Below are 23,241 nucleotides of genomic sequence, written 5' to 3' on the forward strand. Positions count from 1 at the left end.
AGATGAAACGGAATTGGCGCCGTTGGTTTGCTTTCACCGGTTTGTTACTTTTGGCGGCTGTCTTGTTTTCATACGCCATGTTTCAAGGCGGGTTTGTCAGTTGGTTTTTGTTTTACAGTTTTTTGCCGTTCGGTTTATATGCGCTCTTGATCATGATCTACCCGCTTCGGCGCGCCACAGTGAGCCGAACGGTGCCAGTTGGACACTATCATGTGGGCGAATCTATCCCCGTCACCGTTCGAATTGATTTGCCGTGGCCGATTCCGCTAGCAGTACTCTCCGTTGTTGAGGAAGAGCAGAAGTGCGGAAGAGCAATGTTCGCTTTGTCGTTTCGTCGTCGCCTGTCATTTACCTGGTCGTTACGGTTGCCACGTGGCCGTCATCAATTGGAAACCGTCTGTCTTGAGGTGGGCGATCCATTCGGATGGGTAAGCAAAACAGCCTCATTCCACGTCCCGTGCACGGTAATCGTCTATCCGCGCTATATCGAATGGCCGTTTGAATCGATGCGTGAGTGGTTTGCGCACGGAAAAGCAGCGCGCCCGATTCCGCTTCACCGCGACATGGCGGTGGCGGCCGGTGTCCGTGAGTATGTGCCCGGCGATAAAATGTCGTGGGTGCATTGGAAAGCGTCGGCGCGCAGGCAGGAGCTAATGACAAAAGAATTTGATGAACAGCGCAATAACGATTGGATCGTGGTGCTTGACGGCGCCCCGTCCCCAGTGTTTGAGGAACTTGTCACATTGGCCGCTTCTGTATCGAAGGGGTTACTTGATGATGGAGTGCCGGTAGGGCTGCTCTTTGCTGGAAAAAAGCGCTCGTTCTTAGCGCCGCGATCCCATGACAAACAGTGGCCGTCCATTCTTCTCCAGTTGGCGGAAGTGAACGGCGAGGGCAAAGAGCCGCTCTCGCGCACGTTAGCAGAAGAAACGAACTGGCGTGCAGCTGCCGGGTGTATCATTTTAACCTCCGCGTTATCGATTCCACTTTTGCAGCAATTGCGCACAATAGCATCCAAACGACAGGTCGTACTATATGTCGTCAGCCGGGAGTGGAGTCATAAGCAACAGAGCTGGGCGGACGGGCTCCGCCGCAGCGGGGGGGATGTATTGCACATTGACCCGCAGATGTTGCAAACCATCCGGCAAGGAGGGGAAAACGGATGAAACAAAGGGCGGAGACTATGTTATCCGCCGTGTTACCGAATGGGTTGGCTGCTTGGTTGCTCACGGAATGGCTTTGGCCGCTTGACACAGTTGCGGACACAGCGCATATCGGGACATTCGCGATGTTTGTCGTCATTTGTTTTCTATTTTATACGTTGCGTGTTCCCACCTGGCTTTCTGCCCTCGGTAAAATCGGTTATATATGGTGGGCGCTTGATGAATGGTTTTATGATGAGGCGATATGGGATGTCCCACGCGCATTATGGTGGGACGGCGTTGCTTGGCTTGTCGGGGGAGGAGCATCGATGCCGGACGATGCGCTGCGCACCCTTGCCTTTTTTGTGTCTTTATGGGCGGCTTCGTTTGTTTGGCACTGGCTGGTTGTGCGGCGAAACCGGTGGTTTGTCCCTTATGCGCTCACGGTTAGCTATATTGCTGTGTTGGATACGTTTTTCCCTTACAGTGGAAACGGAGCGATTGTTCGCCTTGTGGCGCTCGGTTTTTTCGCATTCGTTTGGCTGCATGGGGAGCGGATGCGGGCAAAAGGAGGGGCTGCTTATATCCGGAAGTGGCGGGCGGCAGCTCTATCTATTCCTGCTATTGCCGTTACGGCCGGATATGTTGGGCCGAAACTGCCGCCGCAATGGCCGGACCCGGTTGCGTTTATTCGTAGCTATGCCGCTGACTCTGGGGAGGAGTTTGACACGACGACAGCAGCTGTTGTCAAGAAAATCGGCTATGGGCAAAATGATTCTCGCCTCGGCGGACCGTTTATCGCTGATGATACGGTTGTGTTCATTGCTAAAGATGAAGGTCGTCATTATTGGCGTGTAGAAACGAAAGATGTTTACACTGGAAAGGGATGGGAATCATTCCAGAGTGAACAAGTGAAATCATTCAGAAACGGAAGACTGATGGAGCATGAATGGTGGAGCGACAAAGTAAAAACGGCGGAACAGACAGCGGAAATCACCCGCCAAGATCAAGCGTTCCATCTCGTTTATCCGATTGGTTTACAACAAGTGCAAACGTCTGACAACATTGTCTACCGCATGCATATGGCGACAGAAAAAATTTATACGACCGATATAAATGCCAATGCACTTCCCATTCAGCGGTATACGATCACGTATATGGAGCCGGATTTCCCCATCGAGGCATTGCGTTCCGCGGCTCCAGTCCAAGACGCCATTTTTCTGAAGCGCTATACGCAACTGCCGGATACGCTTCCGAAGCGGGTGCGTGATTTGGCAAAGCAAATTACCGAAGGAAAAGAGACGGTATACGATAAAGTGAAAGCCATTGAACAATATTTCCATATGAACGGGTATGCGTACGAAACGACGAATGTTGCCGTCCCAAGAGCCAATCAAGATTATGTCGATCAATTTTTGTTTGAAACGAAACAAGGGTATTGTGATAATTTTTCCACCTCAATGGCTGTGCTTGTTCGCAGCCTAGGTATTCCCGCGCGCTGGGTGAAAGGCTATACATCCGGACAGCTTGCCGAGGAGCAAAATGGGGCTGAGTTTTATAAAGTGCGAAACAACGACGCACATTCGTGGGTCGAGGTTTACTTTGAGGGCGTCGGTTGGGTGCCGTTTGAGCCGACACAAGGGTTTGTCAATCCGTATGCCTTTTCGCTTTCCACTTCCAATGAAGAGCAACAAGCGCCGTCATTTCAACCGGAAGAACAAGAGACACCGCTTGTGCCGCTCGAACAATTGATCGAACCATCTTCGCAGAAACAAGATCGTCATTGGTGGGAGCAGTTAGCCAGCGTCTGGTCATGGAAAACGGCGCTGACCGTGTTCGTTGCGTTGGCTGCGTTGGGTGGCACGCTCTACGTGACAAGACGGAAATGGTGGCCGCGCTGGACGCTTTTTTGTTTTCGCTGCCGTCGAGTTGACGGGCCAGAATGGCTTGTTCCTGCTTACTTGGCATTGTTGCGTCAATTACATGACTACGGGTTGAGACGAAAAGAGGATGAAACGCTGCGCCAGTACGCCATTGAAGTGGATCGTTTATTGGAAACCAATGAAATGGCACGGCTGACAAAATGGTATGAGCAAGTGATCTACGGCGCAAATAGCGACCGTATCGACATCCGTGAGGCGCGTCAATTGTGGGAAAATTTAATAAAAAGGACGATCACTTGACCGACTGCTGTCAAGTTGATAGAATGGATTCAAATTTGCATACGAACAGAACGAAAGCCTTTCATATATGCGTGGGAATATGGCTCACGTGTCTCTACCGGGCCGCCGTAAACGGCCTGACTATGAAGGCAGAAGACGCTGCTATTCTGCCTTCATCATGTTATTTGGGCGATGGCAGCGCTTATTTTTTCGACGGGGTGGATAAGATGAACCAAGAAATGATCGTCGTATTGGACTTCGGAAGCCAATATAACCAACTGATTACTCGCCGCATCCGTGAATTTGGCGTCTACAGCGAACTGCATCCGCACACGATCAGTGCGGAAGAAATTCGCGCGTTAAATGCTAAAGGAATCATTTTTTCCGGTGGTCCGAACAGCGTATATGATGAACAAGCGTTTACGTGCGATCCAGCGATTTTTGAACTCGGGCTGCCAATCTTGGGGATTTGTTACGGGATGCAGCTTATGGCGCACCACTTGGGCGGCAAAGTGGAAAAAGCCACACACCGTGAATACGGCAAAGCGCTTATCCAAGTGAAAAATGATTCTTTGCTATTCCGCGGGTTGCCGGATGAACAAGTCGTCTGGATGAGCCACGGCGATTTAGTGACTGCCCCGCCGTCCGGTTTTATCGTCGATGCGACAAGTTCTTCCTGCCCGATCGCCGCGATGAGCGATGAACGTCGGAAATGGTACGGGGTGCAATTCCATCCGGAAGTGCGTCATTCCATTTATGGAAATGATGTACTGAAGCGGTTTGTTTTCGACGTATGCGGCTGTCACGGCGACTGGACGATGGAAAACTTCATCGATGAGCAAGTGCGTCGCATTCGTGAACAAGTTGGCGGGAAAAAAGTGCTTTGTGCATTAAGCGGTGGAGTTGATTCATCGGTTGCCGCTGTATTGGTGCATCGTGCCATCGGTGATCAGCTCACATGCATTTTTGTTGATCACGGCCTTCTTCGCAAAGGCGAAGCGGAAAGCGTCATGAAAACGTTCCGCGAACAGTTCCAGATGAACGTCATTAAAGTGGATGCGAAAGAACGCTTTTTGGCGAAATTAAAAGGGGTCTCCGACCCGGAACAAAAGCGGAAAATCATCGGCAACGAATTTATTTATGTGTTTGACGATGAGGCGGCCAAGCTCGAAGGCATTGAATTTTTAGTGCAAGGCACGCTTTATACTGACATTATTGAAAGTGGCACAGCAACGGCACAAACGATTAAATCGCATCATAACGTCGGCGGCTTGCCGGAAGATATGAAATTTGAATTGATCGAGCCACTCAATACGCTGTTTAAAGATGAGGTACGCGCACTTGGCACACAATTGGGCATTCCGGACGAAATCGTCTGGCGTCAGCCGTTCCCGGGACCTGGTCTTGGGATTCGCGTTCTTGGTGAAGTGACGGAAGAAAAGTTGGAAATCGTCCGTGAATCGGATGCGATTTTGCGGGAAGAAGTGAAAAAAGCTGGACTCGACCGCGAAATTTGGCAATATTTCACCGTTCTCCCTGATATCCGCAGCGTCGGAGTGATGGGGGATGCCCGCACGTACGATTATACGGTCGCCATTCGCGCGGTGACATCGATCGATGGGATGACCGCCGACTGGGCTCGCATTCCTTGGGATGTGCTCGAACGCATTTCAACACGTATCGTGAACGAAGTGCCGCACGTCAATCGCGTCGTCTACGATATTACAAGTAAACCGCCCGCGACGATCGAGTGGGAATAATATAAAATTGATGGTTAAGTCGTCTATTCCATAAATGGAGTAGGCGACTTTTTTGTGTCCAGAAAAATAGTATATGGTAAAGAAACAATAAAATATTTTAAGATCAAGAAAAATATTTCTTGAAGTAAATAGCCAATAAACCGCGATAAATAAGCGTTTTTATCCTTTGTTACGCAAAGTGACAGCGATGTTATAGATAGTGAATGTTCTTTGAAAGGGTTTTGATTTACAATGAGTGCAACAAATTTAAGCAAGGGGGTCATCAAACAAAAATGACACTAGGAGAAAAAATTAAGAAGGCAAGAATAGAGGCAGGACTTTCTCAAGAACAGCTATCTGAAAAATTAGGGGTTTCTCGTTCTGCAGTTGCGAAATGGGAATCGGGCAAAGGTTTACCGGATATAGATAATTTAAAAAATTTATCCAAATTATTGAATGCGAGCATTGATTATCTGCTTGATGATGGAGAGACTTTGGACGAAATGGTTATGCGTGAGCCGTACAACTTATCAGAGTATGGCAAGGGTCTTAAATCTTCAAAGAAAAATCGTGTTATTCGTGATAAATTCCCAAATGCAGAAATCTACTCGCTTCTTGCTTACCAGAAACTCACAAAAGGAGAAAAGATCGTTGACAATGCACTTGGGTTCTTCACAGACGCACCATTTGGAACACCTGAGTTTCTCAATTATTTGAAAAATAATGATAAACGATTCTATTTGGTCGAAAAGGATGGAAAACAGTTTTTTGTGACGGTGACGGACGAATTTATAGAAACTCGTCAGCTTGCGAATCGAATAGACAGCAAAAAATTTGAAATCGGAAATTGGAAATTTAAAAAGACCGGCAAAATTTAAATCGCTACATGACTTCTGACTGTCCGTATCCAATAGGACATGTTAGTAAAAGTATCTGATCATATAGTTAACGAAGTTAAAGGTATTAAGTACGTTCTATACGACATTACATCTAATCCGCCAGCTCCGATTCAGTGGGAGTAATTCTTGGGATAAAAAACGAATGAAAGGTGAACATTTCCTTTGGAATGTTCGCTTGTTTTCTTGACAGCGGTTGTCCATATTGATACAATGGTCATGGATTGTGAATATTGTCGAATTCCGTCGTATAATCTCGGGAATATGGCTCGGGAGTTTCTACCAAGCTACCGTAAATAGCTTGACTACGAGGGATGTGAAGTAGAGGGTCAATGTCCTCTCTATATTCGTCATTCCTCCTTGGTCAACGCTTCTGGTAGCTGCAGAGGCGTTTTTATTTTTTATAGGGGGGACAAACGTGAGAAAATATTTTCAGTTTGATGAGCTCGGTACAAACTATCGGACAGAGATCATTGCCGGGCTGACTACATTTTTGTCGATGGCGTATATTTTGTTCGTCAACCCGTTTACGTTGTCATTAGGGGCAGTGGGAGATTTCCCGGACGAACTGCGCATTGACCAAGGAGCGGTATTTGTCGCCACCGCTTTGGCAGCGGCGTACGGGTCAATTTTGATGGGGGTGCTCGCCCGCTATCCGATCGCCTTGGCACCAGGAATGGGGCTAAACGCCTTTTTCGCTTTCACTGTCGTATTGCATATGGGGGTTCCGTGGCAAACGGCGCTTGCGGGAGTTTTTGTCTCTGGGGTCATTTTTACGATTTTAACGCTGACGGGTATTCGGGAAAAAATTATTGATGCCATTCCTGTTGAGTTGAAATATGCTGTTGGTGCCGGAATCGGTCTGTTTATTACGTTCATCGGCCTGCAAAATGCCGGCATCATTGTGAATAACGATGCGACGCTAGTCGGGTTGAGTAATTTAAGAGATGGTAATACGCTGCTTGCTATTTTCGGGTTGTTTATCACTGTCATTTTGATGGTGAAAAAAGTGAATGGCGGCGTTTTTTACGGCATGGTCATTACGGCTGTCGTCGGCATGATTTTCGGTTTAATTGAAGTGCCAAAGCAAATTGTTGGTGCTATTCCAGACATTTCGCCGACGTTCGGCGTTGCGATTGAACACTTGCCAGACATTTTCTCTCTCAAAATGCTCGGTGTTGTTTTGACGTTCTTTATCGTTGACTTTTTCGATGCGACCGGCACGCTTTTGGCGGTTGCCAACCAAGCGGGATTGTTGAAAAACAATAAACTGCCGCGCGCCGGCAAAGCGTTGCTTGTTGACGCAACGGCAGTAATGGTCGGGGCGGTATTCGGCACATCGACGACGACATCTTACATTGAATCATCCGCCGGTGTCGCTGCTGGGGGACGCTCTGGATTTTCAGCGGTTGTCACAGGAATTTTGTTCTTGCTCGCCTTGTTTTTCTCACCGCTGTTAAGCGTCATTACCGCACCGGTTACCGCGCCTGCTTTGATCATCGTCGGGGTATTGATGGCCTCGTCGATTGGCGAGATTGATTGGAAGAAGTTCGAAATCGCTGTGCCAGCGTTCTTTACACTCATCACAATGCCGCTTTCCTATAGTATTGCGACCGGCATCGCCGTTGGCTTCATCTTTTACCCGATCACAATGATTTTAAGAGGCCGCGGCAAAGAAGTGCATCCATTATTGTATGTGCTGTTTGTTATCTTTATCTGTTATTTCATCTTCTTGCGAGAATAGAAAAAGAGAAAAGGACTGTTCCTAGGATAAGTTTGACCATCTTGGGAACAGTCTTTTTTTGTATCTATGGATAAATTTTTTCGCATGAGGAGTCGGATGATCTGAATATGGTATAATGGTAAAAAGTTGGAGGGGGAGTTATTGGTGTTTATCCGTTACGTGGAGAAAGATGTGTGGTTAAAGTTGCTGACGCAGGAAGATGCGGAGCCGCTTTTTGCGTTGGTTGATTCGTGCCGTGCGCACCTGCGTCAATGGCTTCCATGGGTCGATTCCACAAAGACGGTGGAGGATTCGAAGGCGTTCATTTCTCAAGGACTGCAAAAGTTTGCGACTGGCAATGGATTTGAGGCGGGGATTTTTTATCAAGGACAATTAGCCGGGGTGATTGGCGTCCATTACATCGACTGGGCCAACAGAAAGGCGAGTATCGGCTATTGGCTTGGTGAATCGTTTCAAGGAAAAGGATTGATGACGAAAGCATGCAAAGCTTGCATTGACGATTTGTTCGTTGAGCAGGGAGTGAATCGAGTTGAAATTCGCTGTGCGGTGGGAAACCAGCGGAGCAGGGCAATCCCGGAACGGCTAGGTTTTGTCATGGAAGGAACGATTCGTGATGCGGAGTGGCTTTACGACCACTTTGTTGATCATGTGGTGTACGGAATGTTGGCCAGAGAGTGGAAGAGATAAAAACAAAAAAACTTTGAATGGACAGTTGACACATTAAAATAGAGGTGCTATATTAATAAAGTCGCTTCGATGCGACGAAAAAAAGATAAAAAATGTATTGACAAGAACAAAAAGAAATTATAAAATATAAGAGTCGCTTTTGATGAGAGTGAATTCATCGAGCGAAAGAATAAAATTTGTTCCTTGAAAACTGAACGAAACGAAGCGCAAGCCAATCAACTTTCTTTTGGAGAGTTTGATCCTGGCTCAGGACGAACGCTGGCGGCGTGCCTAATACATGCAAGTCGAGCGGACCGAACGAGAGCTTGCTCTTGTTTGGTCAGCGGCGGACGGGTGAGTAACACGTGGGCAACCTGCCCGCAAGACCGGGATAACTCCGGGAAACCGGAGCTAATACCGGATAACACCAAAGACCGCATGGTCTTTGGTTGAAAGGCGGCTTCGGCTGCCACTTGCGGATGGGCCCGCGGCGCATTAGCTAGTTGGTGAGGTAACGGCTCACCAAGGCGACGATGCGTAGCCGGCCTGAGAGGGTGACCGGCCACACTGGGACTGAGACACGGCCCAGACTCCTACGGGAGGCAGCAGTAGGGAATCTTCCGCAATGGACGAAAGTCTGACGGAGCGACGCCGCGTGAGCGAAGAAGGCCTTCGGGTCGTAAAGCTCTGTTGTGAGGGACGAAGGAGCGCCGTTTGAATAAGGCGGCGCGGTGACGGTACCTCACGAGAAAGCCCCGGCTAACTACGTGCCAGCAGCCGCGGTAATACGTAGGGGGCGAGCGTTGTCCGGAATTATTGGGCGTAAAGCGCGCGCAGGCGGTCCTTTAAGTCTGATGTGAAAGCCCACGGCTCAACCGTGGAGGGTCATTGGAAACTGGGGGACTTGAGTGCAGGAGAGGAGAGCGGAATTCCACGTGTAGCGGTGAAATGCGTAGAGATGTGGAGGAACACCAGTGGCGAAGGCGGCTCTCTGGCCTGTAACTGACGCTGAGGCGCGAAAGCGTGGGGAGCAAACAGGATTAGATACCCTGGTAGTCCACGCCGTAAACGATGAGTGCTAAGTGTTAGAGGGGTCACACCCTTTAGTGCTGTAGCTAACGCGATAAGCACTCCGCCTGGGGAGTACGGCCGCAAGGCTGAAACTCAAAGGAATTGACGGGGGCCCGCACAAGCGGTGGAGCATGTGGTTTAATTCGAAGCAACGCGAAGAACCTTACCAGGTCTTGACATCCCCTGACAACCCAAGAGATTGGGCGTTCCCCCTTCGGGGGGACAGGGTGACAGGTGGTGCATGGTTGTCGTCAGCTCGTGTCGTGAGATGTTGGGTTAAGTCCCGCAACGAGCGCAACCCTTGCCTCTAGTTGCCAGCATTCAGTTGGGCACTCTAGAGGGACTGCCGGCTAAAAGTCGGAGGAAGGTGGGGATGACGTCAAATCATCATGCCCCTTATGACCTGGGCTACACACGTGCTACAATGGGCGGTACAAAGGGCTGCGAACCCGCGAGGGGGAGCGAATCCCAAAAAGCCGCTCTCAGTTCGGATTGCAGGCTGCAACTCGCCTGCATGAAGCCGGAATCGCTAGTAATCGCGGATCAGCATGCCGCGGTGAATACGTTCCCGGGCCTTGTACACACCGCCCGTCACACCACGAGAGCTTGCAACACCCGAAGTCGGTGAGGTAACCCTTACGGGAGCCAGCCGCCGAAGGTGGGGCAAGTGATTGGGGTGAAGTCGTAACAAGGTAGCCGTACCGGAAGGTGCGGCTGGATCACCTCCTTTCTAAGGACGAAAAGCGGAAGCGCCGCGGTCGGCTCTCGAAGCCAAATGTTCTTCACCCGTAGGGGTGCTTGCACCCCGAGGGGGAAGGTTATTTGGCAGAAGAGAGCCAGGCGCTGGAGCTAGACATCACGAAAAGCGGAGGCCGTTAATGGCCAATCATTAACAAATTGCGCTTTCGTTTCGTTCAGTTTTGAAGGAATGAGAATTCCTTCAAATCGTTCCTTGAAAACTAGATAACCGGAAAAGCTGAGGTGCCGCGGTCAGTTCTCGAAGCCAAATGTTCTTCACCCGCAGGGGTGCTTGCACCCCAAGGGGGAAGGTTATTTGGCGGAAGAGAGCTAGGCGCCGAAGCTAGACAATAAGGAAGAAGCCGAAACGCGCTGTAGGTTAAGCTAGAAAGGGCGCACGGTGGATGCCTTGGCACTAGGAGCCGATGAAGGACGGGGCAAACGCCGAAACGCTTCGGGGAGCTGTAAGCAAGCGTTGATCCGGAGATGTCCGAATGGGGAAACCCCCTGCCCGTAATGGGGCAGGATCCATGCCTGAATCCATAGGGCATGGAGGGCACACCCGGGGAACTGAAACATCTTAGTACCCGGAGGAGAAGAAAGCAAATGCGATTCCCTGAGTAGCGGCGAGCGAAACGGGAACAGCCCAAACCAAGAGGCGTGCCTCTTGGGGTTGTAGGACCGCTCAGATGGGAGTGAGAAAGGAACGGGGTAGACGAACCGGTCTGGAACGGCCGGCCAGAGAAGGTGACAGCCCTGTAGTCGAAACTTCGTTCCCTCCCGAGCGGCTCCTGAGTACGGCGGGACACGGGAAATCCCGTCGGAAGCAGGGAGGACCATCTCCCAAGGCTAAATACTCCCTAGTGACCGATAGTGAACCAGTACCGTGAGGGAAAGGTGAAAAGCACCCCGGAAGGGGAGTGAAAGAGAACCTGAAACCGTGTGCCTACAAGTAGTCAGAGCCCGTTCATGGGTGATGGCGTGCCTTTTGTAGAATGAACCGGCGAGTGACGATGGCGTGCGAGGTTAAGCCGAAGAGGCGGAGCCGCAGCGAAAGCGAGTCTGAATAGGGCGTTTGAGTACGTCGTCGTCGACCCGAAACCAGGTGATCTACCCATGTCCAGGGTGAAGGCCGGGTAACACCGGCTGGAGGCCCGAACCCACGTACGTTGAAAAGTGCGGGGATGAGGTGTGGGTAGGGGTGAAATGCCAATCGAACTTGGAGATAGCTGGTTCTCCCCGAAATAGCTTTAGGGCTAGCCTCAAGGTGAGAGTCTTGGAGGTAGAGCACTGATTGGGCTAGGGGCCCTCATCGGGTTACCGAACCCAGTCAAACTCCGAATGCCAATGACTTATCCTTGGGAGTCAGACTACGAGTGATAAGATCCGTGGTCAAGAGGGAAACAGCCCAGATCGCCAGCTAAGGCCCCCAAGTGCACGTTCAGTGGAAAAGGATGTGGAGTTGCGAAGACAACCAGGATGTTGGCTTAGAAGCAGCCACCATTTAAAGAGTGCGTAATAGCTCACTGGTCGAGTGACTCTGCGCCGAAAATGTACCGGGGCTAAACGTGCCGCCGAAGCTGCGGGATGACCGTTGGTCATCGGTAGGGGAGCGTTCTAAGGGCATCGAAGCCAGACCGGAAGGACTGGTGGAGCGCTTAGAAGTGAGAATGCCGGTATGAGTAGCGAAAACAGAGGTGAGAATCCTCTGCGCCGAAAGCCTAAGGGTTCCTGAGGAAGGTTCGTCCGCTCAGGGTTAGTCGGGACCTAAGCCGAGGCCGAAAGGCGTAGGTGATGGACAACAGGTTGAGATTCCTGTACCACCTCCTTCCCGTTTGAGCGATGGGGGGACGCAGGAGGATAGGGTGAGCAGGCGGCTGGAAGAGCCTGTCCAAGCAGTAAGGCTGGCCAGTAGGCAAATCCGCTGGCCGTAAAGGCTGAGCTGTGATGGCGACGGATTTGATCCGGAAGTCCCTGATTCCACACTGCCAAGAAAAGCCTCTAGCGAGGGAAGAGGTGCCCGTACCGCAAACCGACACAGGTAGGCGAGGAGAGAATCCTAAGGCGCGCGGGAGAACTCTCGTTAAGGAACTCGGCAAAATGACCCCGTAACTTCGGGAGAAGGGGTGCTCTTTGGGGTGATGAGCCCCGAAGAGCCGCAGTGAAAAGGCCCAAGCGACTGTTTATCAAAAACACAGGTCTCTGCGAAGCCGAAAGGCGAAGTATAGGGGCTGACACCTGCCCGGTGCTGGAAGGTTAAGGGGAGCGCTTAGCGCAAGCGAAGGTGCGAACCGAAGCCCCAGTAAACGGCGGCCGTAACTATAACGGTCCTAAGGTAGCGAAATTCCTTGTCGGGTAAGTTCCGACCCGCACGAAAGGTGTAACGACTTGGGCACTGTCTCAACGAGAGACCCGGTGAAATTATACTACCTGTGAAGATGCAGGTTACCCGCGACAGGACGGAAAGACCCCGTGGAGCTTTACTGCAGCCTGATATGGAATTTTGGTATCGCTTGTACAGGATAGGTGGGAGCCAGGGAAGCCGGAGCGCCAGCTTCGGTGGAGGCGTCGGTGGGATACCACCCTGGCGGTATTGAAATTCTAACCCGCACCCCTTATCGGGGTGGGAGACAGTGTCAGGTGGGCAGTTTGACTGGGGCGGTCGCCTCCCAAAAGGTAACGGAGGCGCCCAAAGGTTCCCTCAGAATGGTTGGAAATCATTCGGAGAGTGCAAAGGCACAAGGGAGCTTGACTGCGAGACGGACAGGTCGAGCAGGGACGAAAGTCGGGCTTAGTGATCCGGTGGTTCCGCATGGAAGGGCCATCGCTCAACGGATAAAAGCTACCCCGGGGATAACAGGCTGATCTCCCCCAAGAGTCCACATCGACGGGGAGGTTTGGCACCTCGATGTCGGCTCATCGCATCCTGGGGCTGTAGTCGGTCCCAAGGGTTGGGCTGTTCGCCCATTAAAGCGGTACGCGAGCTGGGTTCAGAACGTCGTGAGACAGTTCGGTCCCTATCCGTCGTGGGCGTAGGAAATTTGAGAGGAGCTGTCCTTAGTACGAGAGGACCGGGATGGACGCACCGCTGGTGTACCAGTTGTCCCGCCAGGGGCACCGCTGGGTAGCTATGTGCGGAAGGGATAAGCGCTGAAAGCATCTAAGCGTGAAGCCCCCCTCAAGATGAGATTTCCCATCGCGTTAAGCGAGTAAGATCCCTCGAAGATGACGAGGTCGATAGGTCCGAGGTGGAAGCGTGGCGACACGTGGAGCTGACGGATACTAATCGATCGAGGGCTTAACCTAGAAAAGCGGAGGCCGCCCACCTATCGGCGAGACGCGCTGGAGGGCCTGCGAGGAGGCTCGAACCAAGCAAAGCTTGGTTCTGCGTGGGTGGTGCCACAGGAGCGTATGCAATGTGTTGCCGCCACAGCAGGACCGAAGCGTCGCGAGCCGATGGCGGCCGGAGCTAGACAGTACGAAAAGCGGAGGCTTCTTCCCACCAAACGGTTATCTAGTTTTGAGGGAATGAATTTCCTGTTGACATTATTTATTTTTTCAGTATAATAAATGGTGTCAAAACTAAATCGCTTGCCTAGTGGTGATAGCGGAGAGGAAACACCCGTTCCCATCCCGAACACGGAAGTTAAGCTCTCCAGCGCCGATGGTAGTTGGGGCCAGCGCCCCTGCAAGAGTAGGTCGCTGCTAGGCAGGCAAAAATGAGGGAGCTATATAGTTCTCTCATTTTTTTGCCTATTTCTAAATGAGTCATTTCTAATGACGCCATTTTAAATCCTCTCCCCCAAAATGTAAAGCGTGATCATCGTTTCCTAGACCCCCTTTTTCATAAAACGATAGGAAACGGAAACTCGCTAAAGGGTGTCCTGCACGGCATGGGACACCCTCTTTTTTTATCTCACGGTAATAGGAACAAAGCGACGACTGCTCTATTTTGATTGGGAGGGGCGTTACTTGCTTTTTTTAATGATAATTTTCTTTTTCTGCTCTTCTGGGATGAGCCGATGCAGGTGGATGAACAAGAGGCCGTTATGGTATGTTGCTTCAATGCGGTCTGCCTTGACAGGAAATGGCAAGGGGATCATTTTTTCGAATTGACCTTGAAAAATGCCTTCTTCCACTAAATCAAATCCTTGAAAATTCAAGTTGATCATCGCTTTTACTTCCAGCGTTTTGTACGATACATACACTTCGGCATCTTCGATTTTTTCTAGCCCCGGGAGGCTGATGACAATGAGCAGTTCGTTGTCTTTTTTGTAAATGTTCATACCCGAAGATGATTTATTGGATGATGGCAAAAACGGTTGGATGTTTCCCCAAAAGTCGTTTTGGAAAAATTGCTGCCAATGTTTTGTCCAATCGGAAAACGGTGTGAACGGGTTTTCATTGGCCATAGCGTCTCCCTCCTCCGCTCATTCATCATATGCCTTCCCATTCGTTTGGTGATTCGGAAAACACGAACATTCATGTTTTTATAATATAGAATGTTCGATTTTACCTTGACATTTTGTCAAAAATCCTGCTAATATAAAATTAACTTTATAGCGTACAAAAAAATCCCTCATATAATTTTGGGAATATGGCCCAAAAGTCTCTACCCAATAACCGTAAATTATTGGACTATGAGGGAAAGGATCTGTTTTGGCTTTTTTCTCATCGACAAATTGTGAAAGCCCAGAACGATGCTTTCCCTCGCTTAAGATTGGGAATGTATGTTCTGGGTTTTATTGTGTTTATTAAAGTTAAGGAGTGGAACGTAATGAACCCACTAGTTGGGGTGGTCATGGGAAGCCGTTCAGATTGGGAGACGATGAAGCACGCTTGTGACATTCTTGAAGAATTGGGCGTTCCGTTTGAAAAAAAAGTTGTGTCGGCGCATCGGACACCGGATGAGATGTTTCGTTATGCGGAAACGGCAGAGGAGCGGGGCATAAAAGTGATTATTGCCGGAGCCGGTGGAGCGGCTCATTTGCCGGGGATGATTGCAGCGAAAACGACACTGCCGGTAATCGGAGTGCCGGTGCAGTCAAAAGCATTGAACGGGTTGGATTCGTTACTGTCGATCGTGCAAATGCCTGGCGGGGTGCCGGTGGCAACAGTGGCGATTGGCAAAGCAGGAGCGACCAACGCAGGGTTGCTCGCGGTATCGATCGTTGGGCTGTTTGAGCCGCGCTATATGGAAGCGCTCAAGGCGCGGAGAGAAGCGATTCGAAAACAAGTAGTGGAAAGCAGTGATCAACTTGACTAAGCGACGGATTGTTCCGGGGCAGATGATCGGCATTATTGGCGGTGGACAACTGGGACGGATGATGGCTCTCGCGGCGCGCGAGATGGGGTTTCGCATTGCGGTTCTCGATCCAACGCCCGGCTCCCCGTGCGGACAGGTGGCTGATGTGGAAATCACCGCACCGTACCACGATTTGAATGCTATTGCCGAACTGGCACGCGTTAGCCATATCATTACGTACGAGTTTGAAAACATCGATGCACGGGCGCTTGAGTGGCTTGAGGAAAACGCCTATGTCCCGCAAGGAAGCCGATTGCTTGCAGTGACGCAAGATCGGGCGCTCGAGAAGGCGGCGATTGTGGAAGCTGGCTTGCCGGTGGCACCGTATGCCGAAGTGAATGGATGGGATGAGTTGGAACAGGCCGTTACGACGATCGGTTTTCCGTGCGTGTTAAAAACGCGACGCGGTGGTTATGACGGCAAAGGGCAATATGTGCTGCGGGGAGAAAGGGATTTAGCCAAAGCAGCAGAGCTATTTGACTTTGGTCCGTGTATTTTAGAAGGTTGGGTGCCGTTTGTGAAGGAAATGTCAGTCATTGTCGCCCGCAATGGCGATGGGGAGACGGCCGTTTTTCCGGTGGCAGAAAACATTCATGTCGAGAACATTTTGCATCAAACGATCGTTCCAGCTCGCATCCCGGAACATGTCGAGGAACGGGCGATCCGTTACGCAAAGACATTGGCAACATCGTTTTCACTCGTCGGGACGTTGGCGGTGGAAATGTTTTTGACAGAAGATGGGGAAATTTATATTAATGAGCTAGCCCCTAGACCGCACAACTCGGGTCATTATACAATCAATGCATGTGCCACGTCTCAATTCGCTCAGCACATCCGTGCTGTCTGCAACTGGCCGCTTGGGTCGACCGAATTGTTGAAGCCGGCCGTAATGGTCAATATTTTAGGCGAGCACGTCGAGTCGATTATTCGACAAATTGATGCGTTTGCTGGCGCGACCTATGTCCATCTTTACGGCAAACACGAAGCGAAGCCGAAGCGAAAGATGGGCCATGTGACCGTGTTGGCGGACAATGTGGATGAGGCGCTGGCGAGATTGGAGTCGTGGCAAATTTGGCATGATCGGAGGCTAGAACGAGTATGATTGAACGCTACACAAGACCCGAAATGGGAGCCATTTGGACAGAGGAAAACCGCTTTAAGGCGTGGCTTGAGGTGGAATTGCTTGCGTGCGAGGCGTGGGCCGAGCTTGGTGTCATTCCGAAAGAAGATGTCCGCCGCCTACGGGAAAACGCGTCATTTGACATTCATCGCATTAAAGAAATCGAGGAAGAAACGCGCCATGATGTTGTCGCGTTCACCCGCGCTGTTTCTGAGACGCTTGGCGAAGAGCGCAAGTGGGTACACTACGGGCTTACATCGACAGACGTCGTCGACACGGCGCTCGGCTATTTATTAAAGCAGGCGAACACGATTTTGAGGCGCGATTTAGAAAACTTTATCCAAGTGCTGAAAGAAAAAGCGCTTGAACATAAATATACGGTCATGATGGGGCGCACGCATGGCGTTCATGCGGAACCGACGACGTTCGGATTAAAACTGGCGCTCTGGTATGCGGAAATGAAACGGAATTTGGAGCGGTTCGAGCAAGCAGCGAAGATGGTCGAAGTCGGGAAAATTTCCGGCGCTGTTGGAACGTATGCCAACATTGATCCATTTGTCGAACAATATGTGTGCGAGAAGCTCGGGTTAACGCCAGCGCCAATTTCGACGCAAACGCTCCAGCGCGACCGCCACGCTTACTACATGGCTACGCTCGCACTCATTGCGACATCGATTGAAAAATTCGCCGTTGAGATTCGCGGTTTGCAAAAAAGCGAAGTGCGCGAAGTCGAGGAGTTTTTCGCCAAGGGGCAAAAAGGCTCATCAGCGATGCCGCATAAGCGCAACCCGATCGGCTCGGAAAACATGACCGGCATGGCACGCGTCATTCGTGGGTATATGGTGACGGCTTATGAAAATGTGCCGCTTTGGCATGAACGTGACATTTCCCACTCGTCAGCTGAGCGCATCATTTTACCGGATGCGACGATCGCACTGAACTATATGTTGAACCGATTCGCTAACATTGTGAAAAACTTGCTTGTGTATCCGGAAAATATGAAGAAAAATATGGAGCGCACATTCGGCCTCATTTACTCACAACGCGTCTTGCTCGCTTTGATCGACAAAGGGATGACGCGTGAAGCAGCGTACGATTTAGTGCAGCCGAAGGCGATGGAAGCGTGGGAAAAGCAAGTTCCGTTCCGCTCTCTTCTCGAAGCGGATGAGCGGATTACAAGCCAGTTGACGAAAGAAGAACTCGACGATTGCTTTGATTACCGCCACCATTTGAAACATGTTGATACGATTTTTGCCCGCTTAGGATTAGAGTAAGTGACAACCGGCTGGTTCTAATGCCGGCCGGTTACACAAAAAATTTTCAATATTCTGTACCACGGAGGCTTGGATGATGCCGACAAAACAACAGCTGCTGTATGAAGGGAAAGCGAAAAAAATTTACGCGACTGACGAGGCAGATGTACTTTGGGTTGAGTACAAAGACAGCGCCACCGCATTTAACGGAGAGAAAAAGGCGACGATCACCGGCAAAGGGCGGCTCAATAACGAGATTTCTAGTTTATTGTTTATGAAATTGCAAGAAGCAGGCGTTGCCAACCATTTTATTCAAAAGCTGTCGCCCACCGAGCAGCTTGTCAAAAGCGTGACGATTATTCCTCTTGAAGTCGTCGTCCGTAACGTCGTGGCCGGGAGTTTGGCGAAGCGGATTGGCTTGGCGGAAGGGACGCCTCTCGAAGTGCCGCTTGTCGAGTTTTACTACAAAAACGATGACCTTGGCGACCCATTACTGTTAGAAGACCATATCACGATTTTGAAGCTTGCCAGCCGCGAGGAGATCGCCCAACTGAAAAGTGAAGCGCTGAAAGTGAACGACGTATTGCGCGCCCATTTTGCCGAGCGAAAAGTGAGATTAATTGATTTTAAGCTTGAGTTCGGCCGCACGACGGACGGTGCCATCCTCTTAGCGGATGAGGTTTCGCCGGATACGTGCCGGCTTTGGGACGCCGAGACGAATGAGAAACTGGATAAAGACGTGTTCCGTCGCGATCTTGGTAGTTTAACAGAGGCGTACGAAGTCATTTTACAACGGTTAGGGGGAGAATCGGCATGTATAAAGTAAAAGTGTATGTGACGTTGCGTGAGAGTGTGTTAGATCCGCAAGGGACAGCGGTGAAAGGGGCGCTGCACAGCTTGTCGTATACGGAGGTGAAAGACGTAAGGATCGGCAAGTTTATGGAGCTTGTCATTGAAGATACCAGTCGCGATATCGATAAGCTTGTTCGTGAGATGTGTGAAAAATTGTTGTCTAACCCGGTCATTGAAGACTATCGCTATGAAATTGAGGAGGCCGTCGCCCGATGAAGTTTGCCGTCATTGTGTTTCCTGGATCGAATTGTGATGTCGATATGTACCATGCGATCGCCGATGAACTCGGTGAAGAAGTGGAATACGTTTGGCATGATGAAGAGAATCTCGAGCGTTTTGACGCCATTTTGCTTCCAGGCGGTTTTTCGTACGGAGATTACTTGCGTTCGGGGGCGATCGCCCGTTTTTCCAAGGTGATGGCCGCCGTGAAACAAGCCGCGGAAGCCGGGAAACCCGTGCTTGGGGTGTGCAACGGATTTCAAATTTTGCTTGAAGCCGGCTTGCTTCCTGGGGCGATGCGCCGCAACCAAGGACTGAAATTCATTTGCCGGCCGGTGCAGCTTGTGGTGGAAAACAATGAAACGATGTTTACCTCTGCCTACGGAAAAGACGAAGTGATCACCATTCCGATCGCCCATGGCGAAGGGAACTATTATTGCGACGAGCAAACGCTCAATCGCCTCGTCGAAAACCGGCAAATCGTCTTCCGCTATCATGGGGAAAACCCGAACGGTAGCTTGGCGGATATTGCTGGCATCGTCAATGAGCGCGGTAATGTACTTGGTATGATGCCGCATCCGGAGCGGGCCGTCGACGCCTTGCTCGGCAGCGCGGACGGACTGAAACTATTCCGATCGATCGTCAACTATTGGAGGGAGACGCATGTCGTTACTGCTTGAGCCGAATGCGGCAATGATTAAAGAACAAAAATTGTATCGTGAAATGGGATTAACGGATGAGGAGTTTGCGCGCATTGAAGCGATTTTGGGAAGACTGCCGAACTATACGGAAACGGGTATTTTTTCCGTTATGTGGTCAGAGCATTGCAGCTATAAAAACTCCAAACCAGTGTTAAAAAAATTCCCGACCGATGGTCCGCATGTGCTGCAAGGACCAGGTGAAGGTGCGGGGATTGTAGATATCGGCGATGGGTTGGCGGTGGCGTTTAAAATCGAAAGCCACAACCATCCGTCAGCGATCGAGCCGTATCAGGGGGCGGCGACTGGGGTCGGTGGCATCATCCGCGACGTCTTTTCGATGGGGGCTCGGCCGATTGCGCTCCTTAACTCGCTTCGATTTGGCGAGTTGACGTCGCCGCGCGTCAAATATTTGTTTGAGCATGTCGTTGCTGGTATTGCCGGATACGGCAACTGCATCGGTATTCCGACCGTCGGCGGTGAAGTGCAGTTTGATCCGGCGTATGAAGGCAACCCGTTGGTTAACGCCATGTGTGTCGGCATCATCCGCCATGAAGACATTCAACGTGGTGTCGCGACAGGTATTGGCAATACAGTTATGTACGTCGGGGCGAAAACGGGTCGCGATGGCATCCACGGGGCGACGTTTGCATCCGAAGAATTAAGTGAGCAATCGGAAGCAAAACGCCCGGCCGTGCAAGTTGGCGATCCGTTTATGGAGAAACTGCTGCTTGAAGCGTGTCTAGAAGCGGTTAAGTCCGACGCGCTAGTCGGCATTCAAGATATGGGCGCCGCTGGATTGACGAGCTCGTCCGCTGAGATGGCAAGCAAAGGCGGCTTCGGCATTGAAATGAATTTAGATCTCGTTCCGCAGCGCGAGACGGGCATGACGCCATACGAAATGATGTTGTCCGAATCACAGGAACGGATGCTGCTTGTTGTCGAGCAAGGACGGGAAGAGGAGATCGCAGCGATTTTTGCGAAATACGGTTTGGAAGCAAAAGCGATCGGTAAAGTGACTGATGATAAAATGCTCCGCCTGTTTTTCCACGGTGAAGTGGTGGCAGAAATTCCGGTTGATGCGTTGGCAAAAGACGCACCGGTATATCATAAGCCGTCGGCAGAGCCGGATTATTATCGCGAATTTCAAGCGATGCCGACATATATTCCGCAAATTGAGGATTACAACCGGACGTTGCTTGGGCTGTTGGCGCAACCGACCATCGCTAGCAAGGAATGGGTGTATGACCAGTATGACTACATGGTGCGGACGAACACAGTCGTTGCACCAGGGTCGGACGCGGCAGTCGTGCGCATTCGCGGCACGAACAAGGCGCTTGCGCTCACCACGGACTGCAACTCGCGCTATTTGTACTTGGATCCGGAAATGGGCGGGAAAATTGCCGTCGCCGAGGCGGCGCGCAACGTCGTTTGCTCCGGGGCGAAACCGCTCGCCATTACAGATTGCCTCAACTTCGGCAATCCGGAAAAGCTGGACATCTTTTGGCAGCTCGAAAAGGCGGTTGACGGAATGAGCGAAGCGTGCCGAACGCTCGGAACACCGGTTGTGAGCGGCAACGTCTCGCTTTACAACGAAACGAACGGCGAAGCCGTATATCCGACACCGGTCGTCGGTATGGTTGGGCTCGTTGATGACCTTTCTCATGTAACGACCCAGCCGTTTAAGCAAGCGGGCGATTTGATTTATGTGATCGGTGAGGCGAAGCCGGAGTTTGGCGGCAGTGAGTTGCAAAAATGGCTGGAAGGTCGCATTTTTGGAAAAGCGCCAGAACTCGATTTGGCGGTCGAAGCAAGCCGCCAGCGTCAGTTGCTAACCGCGATTCGCGCTGGGGTCGTGGCGTCAGCACATGATGTCGCTGAAGGCGGATTGGCGGTTGCGCTCGCTGAATGTGTCATCGGCGCTTCTGGGTTAGGTGCGAACGTGACGGTCAGCGGCGATCTTGTGAGTGAACTATTCAGCGAAACGCAGTCTCGCTTTGTGGTTTCGGTGAAAAAAGAACATCAGGAAGCATTTGAGCAGCTCGTAGAAGCGAAATTAATCGGTGAAGTGACCAATGACAGCATACTGACAGTAAACGGGGAACATGGGGGAACGGTTATTCGCCTTTCGGTCGACGAAATGCGAAACGTCTGGAAAGGGGCTATTCCATGCTTGCTGAAATCAAAGGATTGAACGAGGAGTGCGGCATTTTCGGCATTTGGGGGCATGAGGACGCCGCTAGGCTTACCTATTACGGGCTCCACAGCTTGCAGCACCGCGGCCAAGAAGGAGCGGGCATCGTGGTGGCGAGCGGCGGAAACTTATTCGGTCATAAAGGACTCGGTTTGGTGACAGAGGTGTTTCAAAGCGACACGTTTGATGCGCTTCACGGGTCGGCGGCGATCGGCCATGTCCGCTATTCGACGGCAGGCGGGGGCGGCTATGAGAACGTCCAGCCGCTCCTGTTCCGCTCACAGACTGGCTCGATGGCGCTCGCCCATAACGGCAACTTGACGAACGCTATCGATCTGAAGCTCTCGCTCGAAGCGCAAGGAAGCATTTTTCAGACGACATCGGATACGGAAGTGTTCGCCCATCTTATCCGTCGCAGCCAAGCGCCAACGTTTGTCGGACAAATGAAAGAGGCGCTCAGCCAGATTGAAGGAGCGTTTGCGTTTTTATTGCTGACGGAAACGGCGCTTTATGTGGCGCTCGACCCGCACGGATTCCGGCCATTGTCACTCGGCCGGCTCGGATCAGCGTATGTCGTCGCCTCGGAAACGTGCGCGTTTGATGTCATCGGGGCGACGTACGAGCGCGAAGTGGCTCCGGGGGAACTGCTTATCATCAGCGGCGAAGGGGTGCGTTCGGAACGATTTGCCCCGGAGCAGCCGCGATCCATTTGCAGCATGGAATACATTTATTTTGCTCGTCCGGACAGCCATGTTGATGGCATCAACATCCATACAGCCCGGAAAAATTTAGGGAAACAGTTGGCACTTGAGGCGCCAGCTGAAGCCGATATTGTCACTGGGGTGCCGGACTCAAGCATTTCCGTCGCTATCGGTTATGCCGAAGCGAGTGGCATTCCGTACGAATTGGGGCTCATTAAAAACCGTTATGTAGGTCGGACGTTTATTCAGCCGTCACAAGCGTTGCGTGAACAAGGGGTAAAAATGAAGCTGTCGCCGGTGCGCGGTGTTGTCGCTGGCAAGCGGGTTGTCATGGTCGACGATTCGATCGTGCGCGGGACGACGAGCCGCCGCATTGTCACAATGCTTCGCGAAGCGGGAGCTTTGGAAGTGCATGTGCGTATCAGTGCGCCGCCGATCACCCATCCTTGCTTTTACGGCATTGATACGTCGTCAAAGGAAGAACTGATTGCGGCGAAACATACGGTTGAAGACATCTGCCGCTTAATCGGCGCCGATTCGTTGGCGTTTATTAGCCAGGAAGGGCTGCTGTCAGCGATCGGTCGTCCTGAAGGCATTCCACATCGCGGACAATGTTTGGCTTGCTTTACCGGCCAATACCCAACCCGGGTCAACCAAACTACTCGGCCTTGCATGACAGTCAAATGATCAATGATCAGCGTGCTTCAAGTTGGAAGGGGACAACGGACAGCAAGGTGCTTG

15 protein-coding genes, 3 rRNA genes, 1 pseudogene and 3 riboswitches are annotated in these 23,241 nt (G+C 51.2%); of the genes and pseudogenes, 18 read left to right on the plus strand and 1 reads right to left on the minus strand.

Annotation, left to right across the window (positions count from 1 at the left end):
- Window positions 1-2 precede the first annotated feature (2 nt).
- The 10 genes and pseudogenes from NSQ22_RS01515 (at window position 3) to rrf (ending at window position 13,869) form a co-directional block, all read left to right on the plus strand.
- Window positions 3-1,166, plus strand: a complete 1,164-nt coding sequence (locus NSQ22_RS01515; protein ID WP_029761825.1) for a DUF58 domain-containing protein — start codon at window positions 3-5, stop codon at window positions 1,164-1,166.
- Complete coding sequence (locus tag NSQ22_RS01520; RefSeq protein ID WP_081157456.1) at window positions 1,163-3,325, plus strand: transglutaminaseTgpA domain-containing protein; 2,163 nt, start codon at window positions 1,163-1,165, stop codon at window positions 3,323-3,325. Before NSQ22_RS01515 ends, NSQ22_RS01520 begins: the two co-directional genes overlap by 4 nt.
- A gap of 41 nt (window positions 3,326-3,366) precedes the next feature.
- Window positions 3,367-3,468: riboswitch (purine riboswitch) on the plus strand.
- A 63-nt stretch (window positions 3,469-3,531) separates the two neighbouring features.
- Complete coding sequence (gene guaA / locus NSQ22_RS01525) at window positions 3,532-5,064, plus strand: glutamine-hydrolyzing GMP synthase (RefSeq protein ID WP_029761827.1); 1,533 nt, start codon at window positions 3,532-3,534, stop codon at window positions 5,062-5,064.
- Between the two features lie 272 nt (window positions 5,065-5,336).
- Window positions 5,337-5,921, plus strand: a complete 585-nt coding sequence (locus NSQ22_RS01530) for a helix-turn-helix transcriptional regulator (protein WP_081157457.1) — start codon at window positions 5,337-5,339, stop codon at window positions 5,919-5,921.
- Window positions 5,922-5,945: 24 nt separating this feature from the next.
- Window positions 5,946-6,065: pseudogene (locus tag NSQ22_RS01535) on the plus strand (hypothetical protein); the annotation flags it as partial.
- Between the two features lie 100 nt (window positions 6,066-6,165).
- A riboswitch (purine riboswitch) is annotated at window positions 6,166-6,267 on the plus strand.
- A gap of 90 nt (window positions 6,268-6,357) precedes the next feature.
- Window positions 6,358-7,683 carry an NCS2 family permease gene (locus NSQ22_RS01540; protein ID WP_008882003.1) on the plus strand — a complete coding sequence of 442 codons (1,326 nt, stop codon included), beginning with the start codon at window positions 6,358-6,360 and terminating at the stop codon, window positions 7,681-7,683.
- Between the two features lie 144 nt (window positions 7,684-7,827).
- Complete coding sequence (locus NSQ22_RS01545; RefSeq protein WP_029761829.1) at window positions 7,828-8,370, plus strand: GNAT family protein; 543 nt, start codon at window positions 7,828-7,830, stop codon at window positions 8,368-8,370.
- A 223-nt stretch (window positions 8,371-8,593) separates the two neighbouring features.
- Window positions 8,594-10,150: ribosomal RNA gene (locus tag NSQ22_RS01550) — 16S ribosomal RNA — on the plus strand.
- A 385-nt stretch (window positions 10,151-10,535) separates the two neighbouring features.
- A 23S ribosomal RNA gene (locus NSQ22_RS01555) occupies window positions 10,536-13,464 on the plus strand.
- A 288-nt stretch (window positions 13,465-13,752) separates the two neighbouring features.
- Window positions 13,753-13,869, plus strand: a 5S ribosomal RNA gene (rrf, locus tag NSQ22_RS01560).
- The 16S, 23S and 5S rRNA genes sit together here, the layout of an rRNA operon.
- Before the next feature lie 257 nt (window positions 13,870-14,126).
- Here rrf and NSQ22_RS01565 read toward each other — a convergent pair.
- Window positions 14,127-14,570 (minus strand): Hsp20/alpha crystallin family protein, encoded by a 444-nt coding sequence (locus NSQ22_RS01565; RefSeq protein ID WP_081157370.1) that lies wholly within the window; start codon window positions 14,568-14,570, stop codon window positions 14,127-14,129.
- Between the two features lie 147 nt (window positions 14,571-14,717).
- Window positions 14,718-14,819, plus strand: a riboswitch (purine riboswitch).
- A gap of 116 nt (window positions 14,820-14,935) precedes the next feature.
- Here NSQ22_RS01565 and purE point away from each other — a divergent pair.
- From purE to purF, 8 genes are all read left to right on the plus strand, one after another.
- Entirely contained in the window at window positions 14,936-15,424 is a 489-nt protein-coding gene (purE, locus tag NSQ22_RS01570) for a 5-(carboxyamino)imidazole ribonucleotide mutase (protein ID WP_008881469.1), read from the plus strand.
- Entirely contained in the window at window positions 15,417-16,565 is a 1,149-nt protein-coding gene (purK, locus tag NSQ22_RS01575) for a 5-(carboxyamino)imidazole ribonucleotide synthase (protein WP_081157371.1), read from the plus strand. The genes purE and purK overlap by 8 nt, the downstream gene beginning before the upstream one ends.
- A complete protein-coding gene (gene purB / locus NSQ22_RS01580; RefSeq protein ID WP_008881467.1) occupies window positions 16,562-17,857 on the plus strand; it encodes an adenylosuccinate lyase in 1,296 nt (431 codons plus the stop codon). Before purK ends, purB begins: the two co-directional genes overlap by 4 nt.
- 76 nt (window positions 17,858-17,933) lie before the next feature.
- Window positions 17,934-18,662: a phosphoribosylaminoimidazolesuccinocarboxamide synthase gene (gene purC, locus NSQ22_RS01585; RefSeq protein WP_029761594.1), complete on the plus strand. Its 729-nt coding sequence runs from the start codon at window positions 17,934-17,936 to the stop codon at window positions 18,660-18,662.
- The gene (gene purS / locus NSQ22_RS01590; protein ID WP_008881465.1) at window positions 18,650-18,904 is read left to right on the plus strand and encodes a phosphoribosylformylglycinamidine synthase subunit PurS; all 255 of its coding nucleotides are present in this window, start codon (window positions 18,650-18,652) and stop codon (window positions 18,902-18,904) included. The genes purC and purS overlap by 13 nt, the downstream gene beginning before the upstream one ends.
- A complete protein-coding gene (gene purQ, locus NSQ22_RS01595; protein ID WP_081157372.1) occupies window positions 18,901-19,587 on the plus strand; it encodes a phosphoribosylformylglycinamidine synthase subunit PurQ in 687 nt (228 codons plus the stop codon). The genes purS and purQ overlap by 4 nt, the downstream gene beginning before the upstream one ends.
- Window positions 19,571-21,799 (plus strand): phosphoribosylformylglycinamidine synthase subunit PurL, encoded by a 2,229-nt coding sequence (purL, locus tag NSQ22_RS01600; RefSeq protein ID WP_339264072.1) that lies wholly within the window; start codon window positions 19,571-19,573, stop codon window positions 21,797-21,799. The genes purQ and purL overlap by 17 nt, the downstream gene beginning before the upstream one ends.
- The gene (gene purF, locus NSQ22_RS01605; protein WP_008881462.1) at window positions 21,775-23,187 is read left to right on the plus strand and encodes an amidophosphoribosyltransferase; all 1,413 of its coding nucleotides are present in this window, start codon (window positions 21,775-21,777) and stop codon (window positions 23,185-23,187) included. Before purL ends, purF begins: the two co-directional genes overlap by 25 nt.
- The last annotated feature ends 54 nt before the right edge of the window (window positions 23,188-23,241 follow it).

The sequence above is a fragment of the Geobacillus sp. FSL K6-3411 genome (assembly GCF_037965715.1).
Classification (GTDB): Bacteria; Bacillota; Bacilli; order Bacillales; family Anoxybacillaceae; genus Geobacillus; species Geobacillus thermodenitrificans.